At 69.9% G+C, this 19218-nt stretch carries 15 protein-coding genes; 8 read left to right on the top strand and 7 right to left on the bottom strand.

Annotated features, from left to right (window positions below; translation table 11 throughout):
- Window positions 1-104: 104 nt before the first annotated feature.
- Window positions 105-593: a hypothetical protein gene (locus ACFXHE_RS05910; RefSeq protein ID WP_379380175.1), complete on the bottom strand. Its 489-nt coding sequence runs from the start codon at window positions 591-593 to the stop codon at window positions 105-107.
- Entirely contained in the window at window positions 590-1837 is a 1248-nt protein-coding gene (locus ACFXHE_RS05905) for a hypothetical protein (protein ID WP_379380173.1), read from the bottom strand. Before ACFXHE_RS05905 ends, ACFXHE_RS05910 begins: the two co-directional genes overlap by 4 nt.
- 179 nt (window positions 1838-2016) lie before the next feature.
- Between ACFXHE_RS05905 and ACFXHE_RS05900 the strand changes: the two genes are divergently transcribed.
- Window positions 2017-2358 (top strand): hypothetical protein, encoded by a 342-nt coding sequence (locus ACFXHE_RS05900; protein ID WP_379380171.1) that lies wholly within the window; start codon window positions 2017-2019, stop codon window positions 2356-2358.
- Window positions 2359-2425: 67 nt separating this feature from the next.
- Here the strand turns inward: ACFXHE_RS05900 and ACFXHE_RS05895 are convergent, their stop codons facing one another.
- From ACFXHE_RS05895 to ACFXHE_RS05885, 3 genes are all read right to left on the bottom strand, one after another.
- On the bottom strand, window positions 2426-4258 hold the full coding sequence (locus ACFXHE_RS05895) for an APC family permease (RefSeq protein WP_379380169.1): 1833 nt from the start codon (window positions 4256-4258) through the stop codon (window positions 2426-2428).
- 86 nt (window positions 4259-4344) lie between these two features.
- Window positions 4345-5706: an NtaA/DmoA family FMN-dependent monooxygenase gene (locus ACFXHE_RS05890; protein ID WP_379380167.1), complete on the bottom strand. Its 1362-nt coding sequence runs from the start codon at window positions 5704-5706 to the stop codon at window positions 4345-4347.
- On the bottom strand, window positions 5703-6800 hold the full coding sequence (locus tag ACFXHE_RS05885; protein WP_379380165.1) for a nitrilotriacetate monooxygenase: 1098 nt from the start codon (window positions 6798-6800) through the stop codon (window positions 5703-5705). The genes ACFXHE_RS05890 and ACFXHE_RS05885 overlap by 4 nt, the downstream gene beginning before the upstream one ends.
- Window positions 6801-6972: 172 nt before the next feature.
- On the opposite strand from ACFXHE_RS05885, the gene ACFXHE_RS05880 reads away from it, so the two are divergent.
- The 7 genes from ACFXHE_RS05880 (at window position 6973) to ACFXHE_RS05850 (ending at window position 16729) form a co-directional block, all read left to right on the top strand.
- Window positions 6973-7884, top strand: a complete 912-nt coding sequence (locus ACFXHE_RS05880; protein ID WP_379380163.1) for a hypothetical protein — start codon at window positions 6973-6975, stop codon at window positions 7882-7884.
- Window positions 7885-8142: 258 nt separating this feature from the next.
- Window positions 8143-10203 carry a glycosyltransferase family 39 protein gene (locus tag ACFXHE_RS05875; protein ID WP_379380161.1) on the top strand — a complete coding sequence of 687 codons (2061 nt, stop codon included), beginning with the start codon at window positions 8143-8145 and terminating at the stop codon, window positions 10201-10203.
- Window positions 10204-10395: 192 nt separating this feature from the next.
- Window positions 10396-11532, top strand: coding sequence for a BTAD domain-containing putative transcriptional regulator (locus ACFXHE_RS05870; protein ID WP_379380159.1), 1137 nt, complete (start codon window positions 10396-10398; stop codon window positions 11530-11532).
- A gap of 148 nt (window positions 11533-11680) precedes the next feature.
- Window positions 11681-14368, top strand: coding sequence for an alkaline phosphatase family protein (locus ACFXHE_RS05865; protein WP_379380157.1), 2688 nt, complete (start codon window positions 11681-11683; stop codon window positions 14366-14368).
- A gap of 77 nt (window positions 14369-14445) precedes the next feature.
- Window positions 14446-15681, top strand: a complete 1236-nt coding sequence (locus tag ACFXHE_RS05860; protein ID WP_379380155.1) for a cytochrome P450 — start codon at window positions 14446-14448, stop codon at window positions 15679-15681.
- Between the two features lie 132 nt (window positions 15682-15813).
- A complete protein-coding gene (locus tag ACFXHE_RS05855) occupies window positions 15814-16383 on the top strand; it encodes a TetR/AcrR family transcriptional regulator (RefSeq protein ID WP_379380153.1) in 570 nt (189 codons plus the stop codon).
- A gap of 58 nt (window positions 16384-16441) precedes the next feature.
- Window positions 16442-16729 (top strand): chorismate mutase, encoded by a 288-nt coding sequence (locus ACFXHE_RS05850; protein WP_379380151.1) that lies wholly within the window; start codon window positions 16442-16444, stop codon window positions 16727-16729.
- A gap of 36 nt (window positions 16730-16765) precedes the next feature.
- On the opposite strand, the gene ACFXHE_RS05845 is transcribed toward ACFXHE_RS05850, so the two are convergent.
- Window positions 16766-17683, bottom strand: a complete 918-nt coding sequence (locus ACFXHE_RS05845; protein WP_379380149.1) for an alpha/beta hydrolase — start codon at window positions 17681-17683, stop codon at window positions 16766-16768.
- 4 nt (window positions 17684-17687) lie between these two features.
- Window positions 17688-19151 carry a flavin-containing monooxygenase gene (locus ACFXHE_RS05840; protein WP_379380147.1) on the bottom strand — a complete coding sequence of 488 codons (1464 nt, stop codon included), beginning with the start codon at window positions 19149-19151 and terminating at the stop codon, window positions 17688-17690.
- Window positions 19152-19218: the final 67 nt, after the last annotated feature.

Below are 19218 nucleotides of genomic sequence, written 5' to 3'. Positions count from 1 at the left end.
GTGCGGCAGCCCGTTCAGTACGAGGTGGGCAACCTGTTCGGCGTAGTTCTCGGAGAACGCTTCCCGTGTGACTTCGCGGGTCCGCCGGCTGGTGACCGGGCGGGTCACGGCCGCTCCGCGCCCTCCGGCCACGCCACCGTCACGGGCATGTCGCGCGCGCGGGCCGTCGCCACTACATCGGCGGTGCCGCCGAAACCGCGCGCGGGCAGTCCGTCCCACACCGCCAGCAGCTCCCCGGCCTCGTCGAGCATGCGGAGGCTGCCGGCCTGGTGCGCCTCGGGATTCGATTCCTCGCGGTCCAGTTCGATGACCCGGTCGGCGGCGGTGAGGAGATGGTCGTAGACCGGGTGATGGAACGCGGGCAGGCTCGCCCGGTACCGCCGGGCCGGGACGACTGCGATCAGTACCCCGCCCGCATCCAGGATCGCCTGCGCGAAGAGCGAATCCGGCCCGTCGGCCAGGCAGCTCACCCCGACCGGGGGCGGGCCGCCGGGCCGGATGTGCAGCGCCACCTCCAGTCGCAGCGCCCGATCCACCAGGGCGAGCGTGGCCGCGGGCAGCCCGCGATGCCCGGTGATGGCGACGCTCGTCATTGATCGTCTCGTCCGTAGAGGGTCGCGAGGGCGTCGTCGAGTGCCCTCGCCTCGACGGTACGCGCGGGCAGATCGGCGCGGAATGCCCTGGCCAGGCGGGTGATTCGCTCACTGTGATAGGTGAGACCGACCAGCAGCGCCTCGGCCGCCAGCGCGCAGCCCGCCTCGATGTCGCCGCTGCGCGCCAGCACCCGGGCGTGTTCGACCTTGGCCAGTGCGCGCGGCTTCTCGGCGGTCAATGCGGAGTCCGCGTTCTCGAAGGCGAGGTGTGCCGCGCGATTGTCGCCCAGCCGGGTCAGCGCGCTGGCCTGATATCGCGCCGCCTTGGGCCCGTCGAAGACGAACACCCACGGCCACTGCGGTTCTCCACGCTGCCGATCCACCAGCCGCTCGGCCCGCCGCAACGCCCCCAGCGCACCGGCGCGATCCCCGGTCGCGGCGTAGGCCACGGCCAGCAGCGACGACATCCACGCTCCGGCGCTGTCGGGCGCCTCGCGCCCCAGCTGCGCGGCGGCCGTGCGCAGCAGGGTCAAACCCGCTCGGGCATCACCCATTTCGACCGCGTAGTGCCCGAGGCTGGCGGTCATGTACGAGACCAGCAGCGGATGATGCGTGCGCTCGGCATGGCGGATCGCCTCCACGTAGCGCCGCCGCGCTGCCGCGTCGTCACCGCGGTCGGCCGCCAGCCACGCTGCCAGCCCGGCGATTTCGGACAGCGCCCGGAAGCCGCCGGAGGTGCGCAGCCGATCCCGCACCACCCCCGCCACCAGATTGAGGTGCGCGTCCACCACCGGCGCCAGCCGATCCGAGGGCACCGAGGATTCCATCCGCCGATAGTTGGCGGTCGGTCCGGCCATGGTGTCGATGAGCTCGGATTCGGTTGGCGCGGAGTTCGACAGCACCACGTTCGTGGTCACCACGAGCGCGCTGGACAGGAATTGCTTGCGGTTCACGGGCTCGTCATCCGCCGCGCGATGCGGCGTGCTGAAGCCGAGTTCGGCATCGGTCGCCACGTTCAGGACCGCACGCAGTGCGGATCGGTAATGTCTTCTGGGCCACGTCGTTTCGCCTCGCTCCCACTTGCCGACGTGCCGTTCGTCGACGGCCCCGCGCTTGCTGGTGGCCCGGAAGACGTGGTCGTTGACGGCGTCGGCCAACTCCCGGCGAGTCATCGATTGTCCCGGCGCTCCGGGTGATTCCATGCGCAGCCGAGCCTCGATGAGCAGCTCGTTCCGTCCGGTCACGGCATGCGGCCTCTCTGCTGGACCTCTCCCGAGAATAGGCTTTCCACAGATTTGCCGTGTCGCCATGACCCTCATTTGCCCCGTACTTTCCCCATCGCACGCCATCGATCAATCGCCTCCGGCGGACCAACGTTGAAGTCGGCACAGTTGCCGGCAGCGAAAACCCCTGAGGGATAGCCATGACATCGGAACCCAGTGCGATCGGATGGTTGCGGAGCGACATATCCGGCGAACGTCTGCAATGGGATGAGGCCCGGATACGCGGATTGGCCCACCGGCTCGGCTACGACCTGCGCAGAACGGTGGTGTTCGGCCCGCGGACCGACCGGCCGGTGCAACGGCTCCGCATGCTGGTCTCACGGCTCGACCTGGAGGCCGTCATCGTGCCCAGCGTCGATCATTTCGAAGGAGGTTGCGTACCTGCCGATCTGGTGGCCGTCGCCGACATCATCACGGTGAACCCGGAGAACACCTACGCCCGCTATGCCACGGGGCAGGTCCCGGAACGCTACGAGGCGTAGCGAGTCCCGGGCATAGCGGACGATTCGCCTCCCGCACGGCCGTGATCAATCCACCCGCACGGCCGTATCAATCCACCCGCACGGCCAGGGTCGCCACCACGGCATCGGTGCGGGCGCGCAGCGCGGCGGTGAGCACCGGCCCGCGCGGATTGTGCAGCAGCCGATGCCACCAGCGGCGCGTCTCGACCTGGGTGAGCAGCACCGTCACCTGGTGGCCCTTGGCCGTCTGCTTGCGCACGTATCCGACCAGCGTGGCCACCAGGCTGCGGTTCGGAGCGGGCAGCACCATGAGCGGCACGCCCGGATTCCACTTCTTCCATTGCGCCCCAAGATGTTTCGCGGAGTCCGGTTCGATGGCCACGGCCACCGCCACCACCTCGCCGTCCAGTCGCAGCGCGGTGGTCAGGGCCTGTTCGGTGAGCGCGCTGACGGCCACCACCGGCACCACGATGAGGCTGGTCTTCGTGCCGGGCTCCGGCGCGGGCGGAATCCGGCCCAGCCCCAGCACCTTCGCGACCTGCGCGTAGTAGTCCTCGGTGCGCGCGAACAGCAGCACCAGGGCGGGGATGATGATCAACAGCAGCCACGCGCCCTCGCGGAACTTCTCCAGCATCAGCACCACCCCGGCGACAGCGGTGAGCATCGCGCCGAAACCATTGAGCAGCGCGCGCGGCAGCCAGCCCGGTCCGCGCACCTCCCGCCAGTGCCGCACCAGACCGATCTGGCTGATGGTGAATCCGATGAACACGCCGATCGCGAACACCGGCAGCAGCCGATGCGTGTCCGCCTTCACGATGAGCAGCACGATCGCCGCCAGGATCGCCAGCGCGCCCACGCCGTACCGGAACACCGGCCGCTCCGACCGCATGGCGAAGGCGTGCGCCACCCGGTGGTCCTTGGCCAGCAGCGACAGCAGCACCGGCAGCCCGCCGAAACTGGTGTTGGCGGCCAGCACCAGCACCACGGTCACCGCGATATTGGTCAGATAGAACATCCAGCCGGTGCCGAACGCGGCCGCCGAGAGCTGCGCCAGAATCGTCACGTCCCCGCGTGGCACCATGTGGTACTGCCGGATGAGCATCGACAGCCCGATCAGCATGATCCCCAGCAGCGCGCCCAGCGCCATCTCGGTGTGCTGGGCGCGTTTCACCGCGGGCGTGCGGAAGGCGGGCACCGCGTTGGCGATGGCCTCGACACCGGTCAGCGCCGAGCAGCCGGCTGAGAACGCCTTGAGCAGCAACACGATTCCCACCGCCTCGACCGGCTCCACCGGACCCAGATCGGTGCCGATGACCGCCACCGGATCGTGGTGCAGGAAGCCGCCGGCGATGACCGCGAAGATGGCCAGTATGAACACGATGGTCGGCCCCATCAGCACCTTGGCCGATTCCGCGATACCGATCAGGTTCAGCACGGTCAGCACCACCAGCCCGAGCAGCGTCACCAGCAGCAGATGATCGGCCAGGGCGGGGAAGGCACTGGCCAGGCTGGCCGCGCCCGCCGCCAGGCTGACCGCCACGGTCAGCACATAGTCGACGACCAGGCTGGCCGCCGCCAGCAGCGCGGCCCCGCGCCCGAGATCCTTCTTGGCCACCGCGTACGCGCCGCCGCCATCCGGGTGCACCGCGATGACCTGCCGATACGACAGCACCAGCACGAGCAGCAGCGCCGTGATGGCCAGCGACACCGGCAGCGTCCACGACACCGCCCCGATCCCGGCCGGAATCAGCGCCAGCACAATGGCTTCCGGGCCATAGGCCACGCTCGACAGGGCGTCCAGCGACAGCGCCGCCAGCCCGCCCAGCGCGGTCAGCCGGTAGGCGTCCCCGCGCTGATCGCGGCGCAGCCGCCGGTCGACGGTCAGCGGATGCTTCTTCGGAGTCTCGAGTGTCTCGACCACGGCCCTCATTGAACGCGGCCGCCGCCCGGACCTCGCGGTATGACACCGCCTTCCGGCGTATTTTTGCGCGGAGCGGTGAGCGGGCGTCAGCGCCGGGTGAGGGGCGGGCGCAGGCCCAGGTGTTCGCGCAGGGTGACGCCGGTGTAGGCGGTCCGATACGAACCGCGTTCCTGGAGTTCGGGGATCAGCAGGTCCACGATCTCGTCCAGACCGGCCGGAACCCGCCACGGGGTGATGTTGAAGCCGTGGCTCGCGCCGTGCCGCACCCAGCGCGTGAGCTCATCGGCGACCTGCCCCGGCGTGCCCGCGAAACCGAAACGGGCCGTGGTCTCGACGGCCACCTGCCGTAGCGTCAGCCCCTTCGACTCGGCCAGCGCGCGCCACTGCGCCACGATCGCCCGGCGGTCCTGCCCGTCCCGCTGCGCGCCGCGGGTGGACGAAATCACCGACGGCGCCGGATCTTCCACGGGCAGCGGGCCGTCCGGATCCAGGTGCGACAGATCCCGTCCCCACACCTGCCCCGCCAGCGAGAGCGCCGTCGCGCCGGTGATCTGCTGCTCCAGCACCCAGCGCCGCTTCTCCTCGACCTCGGCGGCGGTCTCGGCCAGCACGATCTGGGTGCCGGGCAGAATCCGGATATCGTCGGCGGGCCGCCCCGCCGCGACGAGCCGGGCACGAATATCGTTCGCGAATTCCAGGGCCGGATCGAAATCGGTGCCGAAGGGGGAGAAGATGACCTCCGCCTGCGCGGCCGCGAAATCGCGGCCGGCGGGGGAGACGCCCGCCTGGAAGATCACCGGATGGCCTTGCGGACTCCGCGGCACCGTCGGGGTGATCGCGACCTTGAACTGCGTGCTGTCGCGTTCGACCACGCGCACCGCACCGGGGTGCAGCCAGCTCTCGTGCTCGCGGGTCGAGGCAATGGCAGTGCCGGACCAGGCATCCCAGATCTCCCGTGCCAGGCTCAGGAATTCGGCGGCGCGCTCGTAGCGCTGGGTGTGATCCAGGAATCCGCCGCGCCGGAAATTCTCACCGGTCCAGGCATTGTCGGTGGTCACCACGTTCCACCCCGCGCGCCCGCCCGACAGCACATCCAGGCTCGCCAGCCGGCGCGCCAGATCGGCGGGCTCGTTGTAGGTGGCATTCTGCGTGGCCACCAGGCCGATTCGCGTGGTGATTCCCGCCAGCGCCGCCAATTGCGTGATGGCGTCGGGTCGTCCGGCGATATCGGTGTCCAGCAGCTGCCCGTCCTGTTCGCGCAGGCGCAGGCCCTCACCCAGGAAGAAGGCGTCGAACAGGCCGCGCTCGGCGGTGGTAGCGACCCGGCGGAAGGTCTCGAAGTCGATCTGCGAACCGCTGCTCGGATCCGCCCAGATGGTGTGGTGATTGACGCCCTGGAAGAAGACCCCGAAATGCACCTGGGCGTCGGGGAAGGGGACCTCGGTCATCGGGCGAGCTCCTTGACGTAGCGGTTGGCGGGGCGGGCCAGGCCCAGATTCGCGCGCAGCGTCGAACCGGGGACCGGGCGATGAGCGAGACCCGCGCGCAGCAGGGCGGGGAGGACGTAGCGAGCGAGGACGGGAAGGTCCTCGTCGATGACGGCCGGATGCAGGCGGACGCCGTCGGCGATCGGGGCCAGTTCGGTGAGCCGGGCGGTCAGCTCGGTGTGCGAGCCCGAAAAGGACAGTCGCCCAGTGGATCCGGGGTCGCCGTGCCTGTCCAGGTCCGTGCGGCGTTCCGCAGCGGTCGCGGTCGGCGTGTCCAGGGTGACCTCGATATCCACGAGTACGCGCGAAACCCCTTCCGCTCGGGCGTGCTCGATCGCCTCGTGAAGCTCGGGCAGCGTGGTTCCGCTCACCAGTGCGACGTCGATGCCCTCGGTTCCCGCTGCGCCGTAACCGAATACGACGACGTGTCCCTGTGGCGGTCGGGGCACGATGGCCGGGCCCTTCACCGAGAAGGTCTCGCCGATGAAATCGATGTAGTGCAGCTTGTCGCGGTCCAGGAACTTCCCGGCCGCGTAGTCGCGGATGACCGCGTCGTCCTCCCACGAATCCCACAGTCGCCGTGCGACTTCGACGGCATCGACGCGCTCGCGCCGGATCTCGGCCGGGGTCTCGCGGGCGGTGGCTCCCCAGGCCCGGGCCGCGCCCGGCTCGTCGACGGCCAGCCAGCCGGCCCGGCCGCGCGCGGCATAGTCCAGCGAGGCCAGCTGCGACGACAGGTGGAACGGCTCCGCGTAGGTCGCCGCCGACACCGGGACCAGGCCGAGGGTGCTGGTGGTGGCCGCGACGAAGGCCGCGCGGGTGGTGGCATCGAGCCGCCCGCCCGGACCGGGGCCGGGGTTCAGGGCATCGTCGAAGGTCGCGAACGTGAAGCCCGCGTTCTCCGCCGCCTGGACTCGGGTGCGCACGGTCTGTGGATGCAATAGACGGTCTGGTTCGTGTCCGGCTCGATGCCACGCGGCGGGGTGGTGACCCTCCCCGTCGAGTTCGATTCCCAACGCGAACAGGCCCGTTCGGTACTCGCTCTCGCTCGCCATGGGTTGGACGATTGTCGAACCGTGCTCGTCCGGCCACGGTTGCCGTCACGGTGATCCGAACCCGCGCCGATTCGCCGGTGATCCAGTTCACAACAGCACATCTTGCACATACCCCTGGGGGGTATTAACTTGATCTTTCGTAAGGCACCGAAGCAGTTGAGAGGGAAGAGAAATGACCACCCAGGCGCACACCGGACACCACGACCACGCGGCTCACGGCGATCACGCCGCGCATGCTTACCACGCGGCCCCGGTCGACCACACTGCTCACGCCCACCATGCCGATCACGCGGTCCACGCCGGGCACGGTGATCACGCGGTTCATGCGGCCCACGAGGCGCACGGCGCCCACGGTGGCCACGCCCACGGCGGCCTGCCAGGCGGACTCCAGATCACCCAGGACGGTTACACCCTCGACCTCGCCGAAAAGGTCGTAACCGCAGGCGAAATCGAGTTCCGGTTCCGCATCCTGGGGCCGGACGGCCTGCCCGTCAACGACTTCGACGCCATCCACGACAAGGAACTGCACCTGATCGTCGTGCAGCGCGAGCTGACCGGCTTCTGGCACGTGCACCCCGAGCGGCAGGCCGACGGCACCTGGACCGTCCGGCTGAACCTGCCCGAGGCGGGCGCCTACCGCGCCTTCACCGATATCGCGCCGCGTGCCCTCGGCAAGACCATCACGCTCGGAGCTGATTTCGCCATCGCGGGCGACTACCGGCCCGGCACCGCGCCGGAACCGCAGCGCACCATCACCGTCGACGGCTACCAGGTCACCCTGGACGGAGATCTGGTTCCCGGCGAGGGCCGCCTGCTCACCCTCACCGTGCGCAAGGACGGCGCGCCCGTCACCGATCTGCAGCCCTACCTGGCGGCCTACGGCCATCTGGTGATCCTGCGCGCCGGCGATCTGGCCTACGTGCACGTGCACCCGAACGGTGAGCCCGGCGACGGCGTCACCGCGCCCGGCCCCGACATCACCTTCCACACCGCCATTCCCGGCCGCGGCACCTACCGGCTGTTCCTCGACTTCAAGCACGCCGACAAGGTCCGCACCGCCGCCTTCACCCTGCCCACCGCCTGACCACACCGGCCCGGATCGGAGAAGCCATGTGCGACTGCCGATGTCCCCGGAGCACGACCACCGAACAACGCGGTCCGCAGCGCCGGACGACACGCGGAAGGGCATCCAAATGGATGCCCTTCCTGCTGTCTGCCCAGGTAGAAGCGCTCTCGCGGCTCTTCACAGGGAACTCCCAGCCGACCTGAAGCTCGGTTCAAAACCCGCCGCCTAGGCTCCGCGAGGTCAATCGGAATCTGGGAACACAGGAAGGCGGGTGGCATGTCGACCATCACCAGCGTCGCGGGCGATGCGGCCTCCTCCGGAGGCGGCGACGCCTCCATCGGGGAGGACAACGCAGCCTTGTCGGAGGGTAGGCGCGCGTCGCGGTGGGCGACGCTGCTCACCCCGCCCGGGCAGCCGCGCTGGGAGCGACCGGCCACCCTGGTGCTGCTGATCGCCACGGCCGTCGTCTACCTGTGGGGCCTCGGCGGCGCGGGCTGGGGCAACGGCTACTACGCCGCCGCCGTGCAGTCCGGCACCCAGAGCTGGAAGGCCCTGCTGTTCGCGTCGCTGGACCCGCAGAACTCCATCACCGTCGACAAACCGCCCGCCGCCATGTGGGTGATGGGCCTGTCCGGCCGCATCTTCGGCTTCAACTCCTGGTCCATGTTCGCGCCACAGGCCCTCATGGGCGTGGCCGCGGTGGCGCTGCTCATCGCCGCGGTCCGGCGCTGGGCCGGACCGGCCGCCGGCCTCATCGCCGGTGCGGCGCTCGCGGTGACCCCGGTGGCGGCCATGATGTTCCGCTTCAACAACCCCGACGCCCTCATGCTCCTGCTGCTGGTGGCCGCCGCGTACTGCACGGTGCGGGCCATCGACGCCCCCAGCGAACGCTTCTGGTCCGGCAGCACCGGCTGGCTGGTCGGCGCAGGCGTGCTCATGGGCTTCGGTTTCCTCGCCAAGATGATGCAGGCCTTCCTGGTGCTGCCCGGCCTCGCGCTGGTGGTGCTGGTGGCCGGTGCAGGCGGATGGCGCACGCGCATCACGCAATTGGCGTCCGCGGGCGTGGCCCTGGTGCTGTCCGCGGGCTGGTACGTGGCGCTGGTCGAACTGTGGCCCGCCGGATCCCGGCCCTACATCGGCGGTTCCACCAGCAACAGCCTCTGGGAACTGGCCGTCGATTACAACGGCCTCGGCCGGGTGCTGGGGAACAAGAACGGCGGCGGCCACCGGCCCACGCCGCCCCCGATGCCCACACCGGATCCGGCCCAGCATGCCGACCCGTCCCAGATGCACGGCGGCTTCGGCGGTTTCGGTTCGCAGCCCGGCCTCACCCGCCTGTTCAGCGGTGAGCTCGCCACCGAATTCTCGTGGCTGCTGCCCGCCGCGCTGATCGCGCTGATCGCCGGACTGTGGCTGACCCGCCGGCTGCCGCGCACCGATCGCGTGCGCGCCGGCCTGCTGCTGTGGGGTGGCTGGCTGCTGGTCACCGGGGCAGTGCTCAGCTACATGAGCCGCAGCTTCCACTCGTACTACGCCATGGAACTGGTGCCGGCGATGGCCGCGCTGATCGGCATCGGCGCGGCCCAATTGTGGCAGCGCCGTACGCATCTCGCGGCCCGCGGCAGCCTCGCGCTCATGTCGCTCGCCACCGGCGGCTGGTCGTTCGTGCTGCTGCACCGCACCCCCGAATGGCTGCCGTGGCTGCGCTGGACGCTGGTGGCGCTGTCGGTGGTCGCCGCGGCCGCGTTGCTGATCGCCCCGAAGCTGCCGCGCTTCGCGCTCGCCATCGGCGTCTTCGCCCTGCTCGCCGGCCTGCTCGGTCCCACCGCCTACACCCTCGAGACCGTCGCCCAGGTGCACAATGGCGGCAGCCCGACCGCAGGTCCGCCCCGCAGCGAACACGGTGGCGGTCCCGGCCGGCGCGGCGGCGTGGCCGACCCGCAGATCGCCGGCCTCATCGCGGGCAGTGACACCCGTTGGGCCGCAGCGGCTATCGGCGCTCAGGACGTCAGCTCGCTCGAATTGAGCACGGGCAAGGCGCTGCTCGCGGTCGGTGGCTTCAGCGGTCGCGACGATTCACCGACGCTGGCCCAGTTCCAGCAGTACGTCGCCGACCACCAGATCGGCTACCTGCTGGTGCGTCAGCGCGAGGAATCCGGACAGGACAACAACTCTCGGGGTGGCCAGCCGAATACCGGTCAGCCGAGCAACCCCCAGTCCGGCCCGGCCAATTCGGAGTCGGATCAGTCCACCTCCGCCCAGATCACCGCCTGGGTGAAGGCGAACTACCCGGTCACCATGATGGGCAGCGTGGAGGTCTACAACCTCAACCCCTGACCGGGGACAGCATCCACGGGCATGCACTGGTGCGGGCATCAGTGCATGCCCGTCGTATTCGCGCTCGGGTGGAACGAATTCGGGCCGGGGACCGACCAGTTCGGTGAGAGGAATTCGGCGGATGCGAGGGGCGGTGCGGCCGTGGATAGCTACAGTGACGGGCGACAGCTGGGGCCGGGTGGGAGGTCGGCGATGGGCGACGTGCGCGCGCAGGTGGGGGTGCTCGGCCCGGTGCAGCTGACCATCGACGGGGTGGCCCAGCAGCTGGGCGGGCCCAAACAGCGTGCCGTGCTCGCCTACCTGGCGATCAATGCCAACCGTCCGGTATCCGTCGAGGCCCTCGCCAGCGCGGTCTGGGAGGACAATCCGCCGCCCGACGTACGCGTCAGCCTGCACGCCATCATCTCCAATCTGCGCAAGCCGCTGCGCGACGGCGGCATCGACGCCCGGAACATGCTGCAGCACATGGGCACCGGCTATCGCATCGTGCTCGCGGACCCGGCCTGCGATGTCTTCCGCTTCCGTGCCCGCCGCGAGAACGGTCTGCGCGCCCTCGCCGCCGGACGGTTCGCCGCCGCCACCGCCGCCCTCTCCGACGCGCTCGCCCAGTGGCGCGGACCGGTCCTGTCCGATCTGCGCGGACTCGGCTTCGCCGACGCCTACGCCGTCGCCCTCGACGACGAGCGCATCGGCGTCATCGAGGCCCGCGCCGAGGCCGATATCGCCCAGGGCCGCGCCGAGGGTGTGGTCTCCGAGCTGGCCCTGCTGGTGCGCGATCATCCCCTGCGGGAATCGCTCTGGGAGCAGCTGATCACCGCGCTCTACCTGACCGGCAGGCAGTCCGACGCGCTCGAGGCGGCCCGCCGGCTGCGCGGCATCCTCGCCGAGGAACTCGGCATCGATCCGGGGCATCGCATCCGGGAGCTGGAATCGCGCATCCTCCGCCAGGATCAGCTCAGTGTGCCGGCGGTCGCGGCGGCCTCGGCCACCCGCGCCACCACCATCGTGGACCGCAGCTGGCACGAGCCGCAGGCGCTGCTGCGCGACCGCTCCGGGAACGTCTTCCCGGTGACCGGCTCGACGACCCGCATCGGCCGCCTGTCCGACAATGACATCGCGCTCGCCGACGGCCGGGTCAGCCGCCACCACGCGCTGCTCATCGACAACGGGCACACCTGGGTGATCAAGGACCTGCACTCCTCCAACGGCGTCTATGTCGATGGCGCACGGGTTGCCGACAGCGGATTATTGTCCGATGGAGCGGTGTTGCGCATCGGCGATACCGAACTGGTCTTCCTGCTGGTTCGCGACGAGGACAACGCCGGCTGAACAGCAGTGAATGCCACATGACAGATCCGCGACGTTCGGAGCCAATGATTAACTGACCCTTCATTACTGATCCCCCTCACCGCCACGAACCCCCAAGCTCGGTCGGCGATCCTCAACGGTAGCCGTTCCTATGCTCACAGGGGTTGCCATGGATCGGAGGCGTTTTCTGAAGCACGCCGCGCAGCTGGGTGGCGCGGCCGGAGCCATGTCGATGCTCCCGCCGAGCCTGGTGCAGGCCTGGGCCGAACCGGCCCCGCCCGGCGGCTGGGACCGGATCGAACACGTGGTCATCCTCATGCAGGAGAACCGCTCCTTCGACCACTACTACGGCTCCATGGCCGGCGTGCGCGGCTACGCCGATCTCAATGCGCTACAGCTGTCCACCGGACGCTCGGTTTTCCACCAGCCCGACGGCGGCCGGGTGGTGCTGCCGTACCCCACCACGCTGCAGAACATCGACGGCACCGATCACGGAACCCGCACCGGCCATGACGCTTTCGCCTTCGGCCGGCACGACGGCTGGATCCCCGCCAAGGGCGAGGGCACCATGGTCGGCTACGACCGCGACAGCCTGGGCTTCTACTACCAGCTGGCCGAGGCGTTCACCCTGTGCGACGGCTACCACTGCTCGGTGAACGGGCCCACCGACCCCAATCGCATGTACCTGTTCACCGGCACCGTGGAAAACCCGCTGGCCCTGGACAATTTCGCGGAATCCCTGCAGGTCTCGCTGTTCGCCGACGATCTGAAACTGCGCTGGATGCGCAGCCTGCCGGTCGCCGGGATCGTGGACGCCGTACTGGGGATGGTGCACGGACTGACCAGCGCCCTCCCGCACTCGGTCGCCGAATCGCTGGCCGGGCTGGTCGCGCCGCGGACCGGCAATCTGTTCCTCTACGACGCGCTGCTCGGCCCCGACGCCGGACGCTACGTCAACGACATCATCTTCGGCCTGCCCTGGACCACCTACGCCGAACGACTCCAGGAGCGCGGTATCGGCTGGCGCGTCTACCAGGAGTGGGACAACTACACCGACAATGCGCTCGAGTTCTTCCTGCCCTTCCGCGAGGCCGCGCGGGCGGCGCTGAAGTACACCAACGGCGGGCGCGGGGTCGCCTTCGAGAACTTCTTCCGCTATTACACGGACCTGCAACGGGATCCGAGCCTCGAACCCGCCTACGCCGCCGACCTGAAGCGGGGCCTGGACGAGCTGTCGGCGGGGCAGCGGGCGCTGGTGGAGCAGGGGCTGCTGCGGGCGCCCACCGGCACACTCGTGGAATCCTTCCGCACCGACGTCGCGACCGGACGGCTGCCCACGGTGTCCTGGATCGTCGCGCCCTACGTCGACTGCGAGCATCCGGTCATGGGCCCGCGCAATGGGCAGGCCATGGTGCGCGAGGTACTCGAGGCGCTCGCCGAACACCCGGACGTCTGGAACAAGACGGTATTCATCCTCAACTACGACGAGAACGACGGATACTTCGACCACATCCCGGCACCGGCGCCGCCGGTGGGCGCGGCCGGTGAATACTTCGGCCGCCACAATGTCGGCCTGGGCGCGCGGACACCCGCGATCATCGTGTCGCCGTGGAGCAAACAGGCCGTCTGCTCCGAATTGTTCGACCACACCTCGGTGCTGAAGTTCCTGGAGCGGGTCACCGGTGTCGCCGAACCGAATATCAGTCCGTGGCGGCGGGAGGTGTGCGGCGACCTGTCCTCGCTGTTCGACTTCGGCGCGCGCCGCACCCTCATCCTGCCCACCGCCGCCCCGCGCACCGAGCAGACGATGTCCGGTGTCGCGCAACCACTTCCGTTCGTGCAGCGCCTGCCGAAGCAGCAGAGCGGCAGCAAGGTGCGGGTACCGCTGCCGTACCGGATGCAGGCCCGGTGCGCGCCCGACGGGCAGGGCGGGATCACCCTCACCATCGACAACGGCGGCACCGGCACCGTGCACTGCCGGGTGCATCCGAACGCCTTCGCCGCGGACTTCACGCCGACCCGGTTCGACATCCCCGGCGGCGGCGCTGTCGCACAGGACTTTCCGGCGATGAACGGTCGCTACGACTATTCGGTGTACGGCCCCGACGGCTTCCAGCGCCGCTTCGCCGGCGATCTCACCGGTCCGTGCGGCGCGCTGCGGGTCACCGCCGCCCCGGCCACCTCCGGCAGGCGCAAGCTCTCCTGGGTATTCGAAAATGGCGGAACGCAACGGGTTTCGGTCGCGGTGGTCTCCAATGCCTACCGTCACGACGGGCCCTGGATCATCGATATCGCGGCGGGCGGGACCGAACGGCGCGAGATGTCCTGTGACGCCGACGCCGAGGGAGCGGGCTGGTACGACTTCTCGGTGACGGCCGCCGCGGATGCCGGATTCTGGTGCCGGGCACGCGGATTCGTGGAAACCGGAGCCGCCGGAAGGACCGCCGACGACGCGGCGCCCTTCGACCGGCTGCTGCTCGACCGGTCCCTCTACGAGCCCGGCCGGGACCTGGTCGTCAGCTACGGCCTCGCGGGCGCGGTGGCCGGGCATCGCCTCGCCGTCTACGCCGATCCCGGTGGCCTGGCCGCCACGGTGCCCGCCACGCCCGCGCTGCGCACCCTCACGCTGGGGAACGGGGTGACGCGGGATCAGGTGGTCCTGCCGGTCATCGCTCAGCCGGGCGCGGCCGATGCCGCGGTCGCTCCGGTAGCGGGACTGCGGCAGGTCGGCGCGGCCGCGGTCCCGGCTGATGGGGCCCTGCGGTCGGGTCCGCTGCCGACGGGCTCCTACCTGCTGCATCACCTGGATGCTGCGGGCCGGCCGCTGGCCCATCCGGTGCGCTTCCGGGTGCTCTGATTCCAGCTGCCTGGTACACCGGGACAGTTATGCAGCAGGTTCTAGACATATCGTGAGTTTTGTCTTACCGTCGGTTCATGAGTTCAACGGCGTCTCATGCGGTGCGATTCGAACTGCGCTCCGGCGAAACCTGGCGCGACCCGTATCCCATGTATTCCCAGCTGCGCGACCACGATCCGGTCCACCGGGCCGTCCCGGAGGGCCGCGAATCCGACGACTTCTACGTCCTGTCCCGGCACGCGGACGTGTACGCCGCCGCGCGCGACCCCGAGACCTTCTCCTCGGCCTCCGGCCTGACCGTCGACTACGTCGACCTGCTGGCCGCCGGATTCGGCGCCGCCAAGCCGTTCGTCTTCATGGACCCGCCCGACCACACCGACTTCCGCCGCCGGGTATCACCGGGATTCACACCCCGGCAGGTCAATTCGGTCGAACCCGAGGTGCGCGCCTTCGTCATCGAGCGCATCGAGGGCCTGCGGGCCGCGGGCTCCGGCGATATCGTCAAGGAGCTGTTCAAGCCCCTGCCCACAATGGTGGTGGCGCACTATCTCGGTGTGCCGGAACAGGATCGGGGCAAGTTCGACGCGTGGACCGACAACATCGTCGGTGGCGCGGTCGAGGGTGCGGGGCTGGCCGCGGGCGACCAGAACGCCTTCACCGCGGTCGGTGAAATGGTCGGCTACTTCAGCGAACTCATCGACCGGCGGCGTAAGGAACCCGGCGACGACACCATCTCGCACCTGCTCGCCTCCGGGCTCGGCGCGGACGGCGACAACGAGGGCCTGCTGGCCATGCTCGGCTTCGCCTTCACCATGATCACCGGCGGCAACGACACCACCACCGGAAACCTCGGCGGCGCGGTGCAACTGCTCACCGCCTTCCCCGACCAGCGCCGCCTGCTGGTGGAGAATCCGGCGCTCATCCCCGACGCCGTCGAGGAATTCCTGCGCATGACCTCCCCGGTCCAGGGCCTGGCTCGGACTACCACCCGCGATGTGGATCTGCACGGCGTCACCATCCCCGCGGGCCGCCGCGTGCTGCTGCTCTACGGGTCGGCCAACCGCGACGAACGCGAATTCGGGCCCACCGCCGCCGAACTCGACGTGCGCCGCAACCCCAAGCGCATCATGACCTTCAGCCACGGCCACCACCACTGCCTCGGCGCGGCCGCCGCCCGCATGGTGGCACGGGTCGCTCTGGAGGAACTGCTGGCCCGCTGCCCCGACTTCACCGTCGATCTCGATACCGTGCAGTGGGCGCACGGCAACTACGTGCGCTGGCCGATCTCCGTCCCGTTCCGGGCGACGGCCTGACCGACTCCGGGCCGGCCACCGCGCAAGGTCGGCCCGGTCGCACCGTCCGCGCACCGCGCGGGCAGAGTGTGAACGAGTGGGTCCGGTAGCGACTGCCCCGCCGCCGGACCCGCGAGCATCGAAGGGACATCCATGAGCCGAGACTGGCTGGCCGACGACCGCGCCGACCTGGCCGCCGAGCGCATCCTCGATGCCGCCGCACGCCTGTTCGCCGAGCGCGGCGTCACCGCGGTCGGTATGGGCGATATCGCCAAGGCGGCCGGATGCTCCCGCGCGACCCTCTACCGGTACTTCGAGAACCGGCAGGCCGTCCGCCTGGCCTTCGTGCACCGCGCCACCCGCCGCATTGCCGGGGGTGTGTTCGAGCAGGTCGCCGCGATCGAGGATCCGGGCGAGAAGGTGGTCACCGCCATGCTCGGCGCGATCCACGCGGTCCGGGCCGACCCCATGCTCATCGCCTGGTTCCGCCCCGGCGAATCCGGCGCGGCCGGGCGCATCAGCCAGGACTCCGACGTCATCGAATCCATTGCGGCGGGCCTGTTCACGCCCACCGCCCTCACCGATCCCGAACGCAGCCGGCTGGCCCGCTGGCTGACCCGCATCATCGTCTCCTTCCTCGCCGCCCCCGGCCGCGACGACGCGGAGGAGCGCGCCATGCTGGAGGAGTTCGTGGTGCCGGTCGTCAGCCGGGCTTTCGTGTGAGGCCGCGGGGCTGCCGGCCCGAACGTCGGTCGCCCGGCGTTCGATACGCTGCCTGCTCATGTCCGCTCCACGCTCGCTGGCCGAGGTCCGCACGCGCATCGACCTTCTCGACGGTGACCTGATCCGGCTGCTGGCCGAGCGACAGGAGTTGGTGCGCGCGGCCGCCACTTTCAAGGCCGACGAGCAGGCCGTGCGCGCGCCCGATCGCGTGGAGCGGGTCGTGGCTCTCGCCCGCGAGCGTGCCGACGCGGCCGGACTGGCGCCCGCCGTCGCGGAAGCGGTGTGGCGGGCCATGATCGGAGCCTTCATCGACCTCGAGCTGGACGAGCACGCCGCCCGGCGCTGAACGTGCCGGACCGGGCGGCGGTGTCGGATCGATCGATCAGCGGCTTGCCCGGTGGCCGACATGGTGGCCGTAGAGGCGGTCGGACAGCGCGGAGGCGAGGTCGGTCACGGCTTCCCGTGCCACGCGCATGGGCATGGCGTGGAAGACGTGCCAGAGATTGCGATACTCGCGGTGCCGCAGGGGCGCAGCCGATTTCGCGGCCAGTGCGGCGAAGCGGCGGGCGTCACCGGCCAGCAGATCGTCGCCCGCCGAATGCATGACGATGGGCGGCAGGCCGGTGATGTCCCGGTAGAGCGGGGACCGGGCGCGGCGCTCGTCCTCGGGGACACCCGGCAGGTAGGCAGCCATGAACTGCGTCATGAGCGGCGGGTTCAGCAGCGGCTCCCGGCTCGGATCGCAGTGGAAGGCCGAGGAATTCGCGGTCAGATCCAGCACCGGGCAGATGAGCCCGAGGATCGCGGGTTGCGGCCAGTGCTTCTCGCGCAGCCGCAGGACCAGGTCCAGCGCCAGGCCGCCGCCGGCCGAATCACCGACCACCGCAATGCGTTCGGCCGGGATGCCCGCTGCGAGCAGGGCTCGATAGGCGGCGACGGTGTCGTCGATGGCGGCCGGGTACGGGTGCTCGGGGGCCAGCCGGTAGTCCAGGGCGTGCACGGTCGTCCCCATGGCCGCCGCCAGCGCACCCGTGAGGGTGCGGACCATGCGCGGCATGCCGATCACATAGCCGCTGCCGTGCAGGTAAAGCACCGCGGCGTCGGCGGACGCCGAACGGGGAGTGAGAGTTTCGACCGGTATGCCGCCGAGTCGACTGGTCTCGACGGCGATACCGCGGGGCGCCCGGGCGAAAGTGGTGCCCGCGCCGACCCGGGCGCGGACCCGGGACCAGTCGGGGGCAGGGCCGAACCACCAGCGGCCCACCAGGCGGGATAGCAAGCGCCAGAACGCTATTTCCACGATGTCACTTCCGGCTCTCGACACGCTGATTCAGGTCGTAGTCGACCGGATCCGGTGCGCTGCGGATCAGCTTCTCGTAGCGCCCCGGGGTCCACGGCCACAGCTCGGGCAGCCCGTCCCTGCCGAGGTACCAGCTGGTGCAGCCGGTGGTCCACACCGTGCTCGGGGCGGCGGCCCGCATCCGCGCGTTGTAGCGGTCGGTGGCGGCGCGGGTAGGGGCAACGGTCGCGAATTCGCCTGCCTGCCAGCGCCGCAGCCAGCCGACGATGCGGGCGGACTGTGCCTCGGCGACCGCGGTCAGCGGATGATTGGCGAAGGGGCTGTGCGGGCCGACGAGCATGAACAGATTCGGGAAGTCCGGCATCATGACGCCCTCGAAGGCGCGCGGGCCCTGCTCCCACGCCTGATCCAGGGTGCGGCCGCCCAGTCCGGTGATGGCCATCGGGCGCATGAAAGCGTGCGAGTCGAATCCCGTTGCCAGGACCAGGATGTCGAGCTCGTGCAGGCGGCTGTCGGTGGTCACCACGCCGCGCTTCTCGACGTGATCGATGCCCTCGGTCACCAGCGTGACATCGGGGCGCTGCACGGCCTGGTAGAAGCGGTCGGACACCACCAGCCGCTTGCACATGGCCTGATAGTCGGGCGTCAGCTTGCGCCGCAGTTCAGGATCCTTGACCGACCGCAGGTTTCGCTCCACCACCCACTGGATGAACCGGCGCACCCGGCCGGGATGCACCAGGCCCTGCGAGAACACGGCGAAGGCGGCGCGATTGAACCAGTAGGGGAGTGCGCCCAGCGCGGGGATCATCGAGTAGAGCCGCTTCGACACCCGGGTGTACGACCGGTTCACCGTCGGCAGGATCCACTGCGGAGTGCGCTGGAACAGTACGACTTCCGGCACCGTGCCCGCGAGCGCGCTCACCAGCTGGGTGCCGGTGGAGCCGGTGCCGATCACGCCCACCCGCTTGCCGGTCAGCGCGACATCGTGCCGCCAGCGCGCGGAATGCATGACCGGGCCGCCGAATTCGTCCAGCCCGGGGATATCCGGCCGGCTCGGGTGGTGCAGGAAACCCGTTGCGCACAGCACGAAGTCGACGCGCTGGGTCACGCCGTCGGAGGTGGTGAGCTGCCAGCCGTCGCCGTCGAACACCGCGCCGGTCACCTCCGTCCCGAAGCGGGTGCGCCGGTGCAGTCCGTGCTCGCGCGCCACCCCGACCAGATAGTCCTTGATCTCCGGTCCGGCCGAATACAGGTGTGACCATTCGGGATTCATGGCGAACCGGAATTGGTAGTACCGCGAGGGCACATCACACACCAGGCCCGGATAGCTGTTGTCGCGCCACGTGCCGCCGTACTCGTCGGCCTTCTCATAGAGGGTGAAGTCGGTGAATCCGGCCCGCTGCAGAGCCACGGCCATGCAGATCCCGGAGATTCCGGCGCCCACGATGGCGATCCGCGGTGTGTTCATGGGACGCGAGCCTAGACAGCTGTCCGGCATGGTGGGAAGACTTTCGAGTAAATCAGTAGACATTCCG

The sequence above is a fragment of the Nocardia sp. NPDC059229 genome, from assembly GCF_042754165.1.
Classification (GTDB): domain Bacteria; phylum Actinomycetota; class Actinomycetes; order Mycobacteriales; family Mycobacteriaceae; genus Nocardia.
Note: the sequence above shows the minus strand (reverse complement) of the source record. Positions and strands in the feature narration are given on the sequence as shown.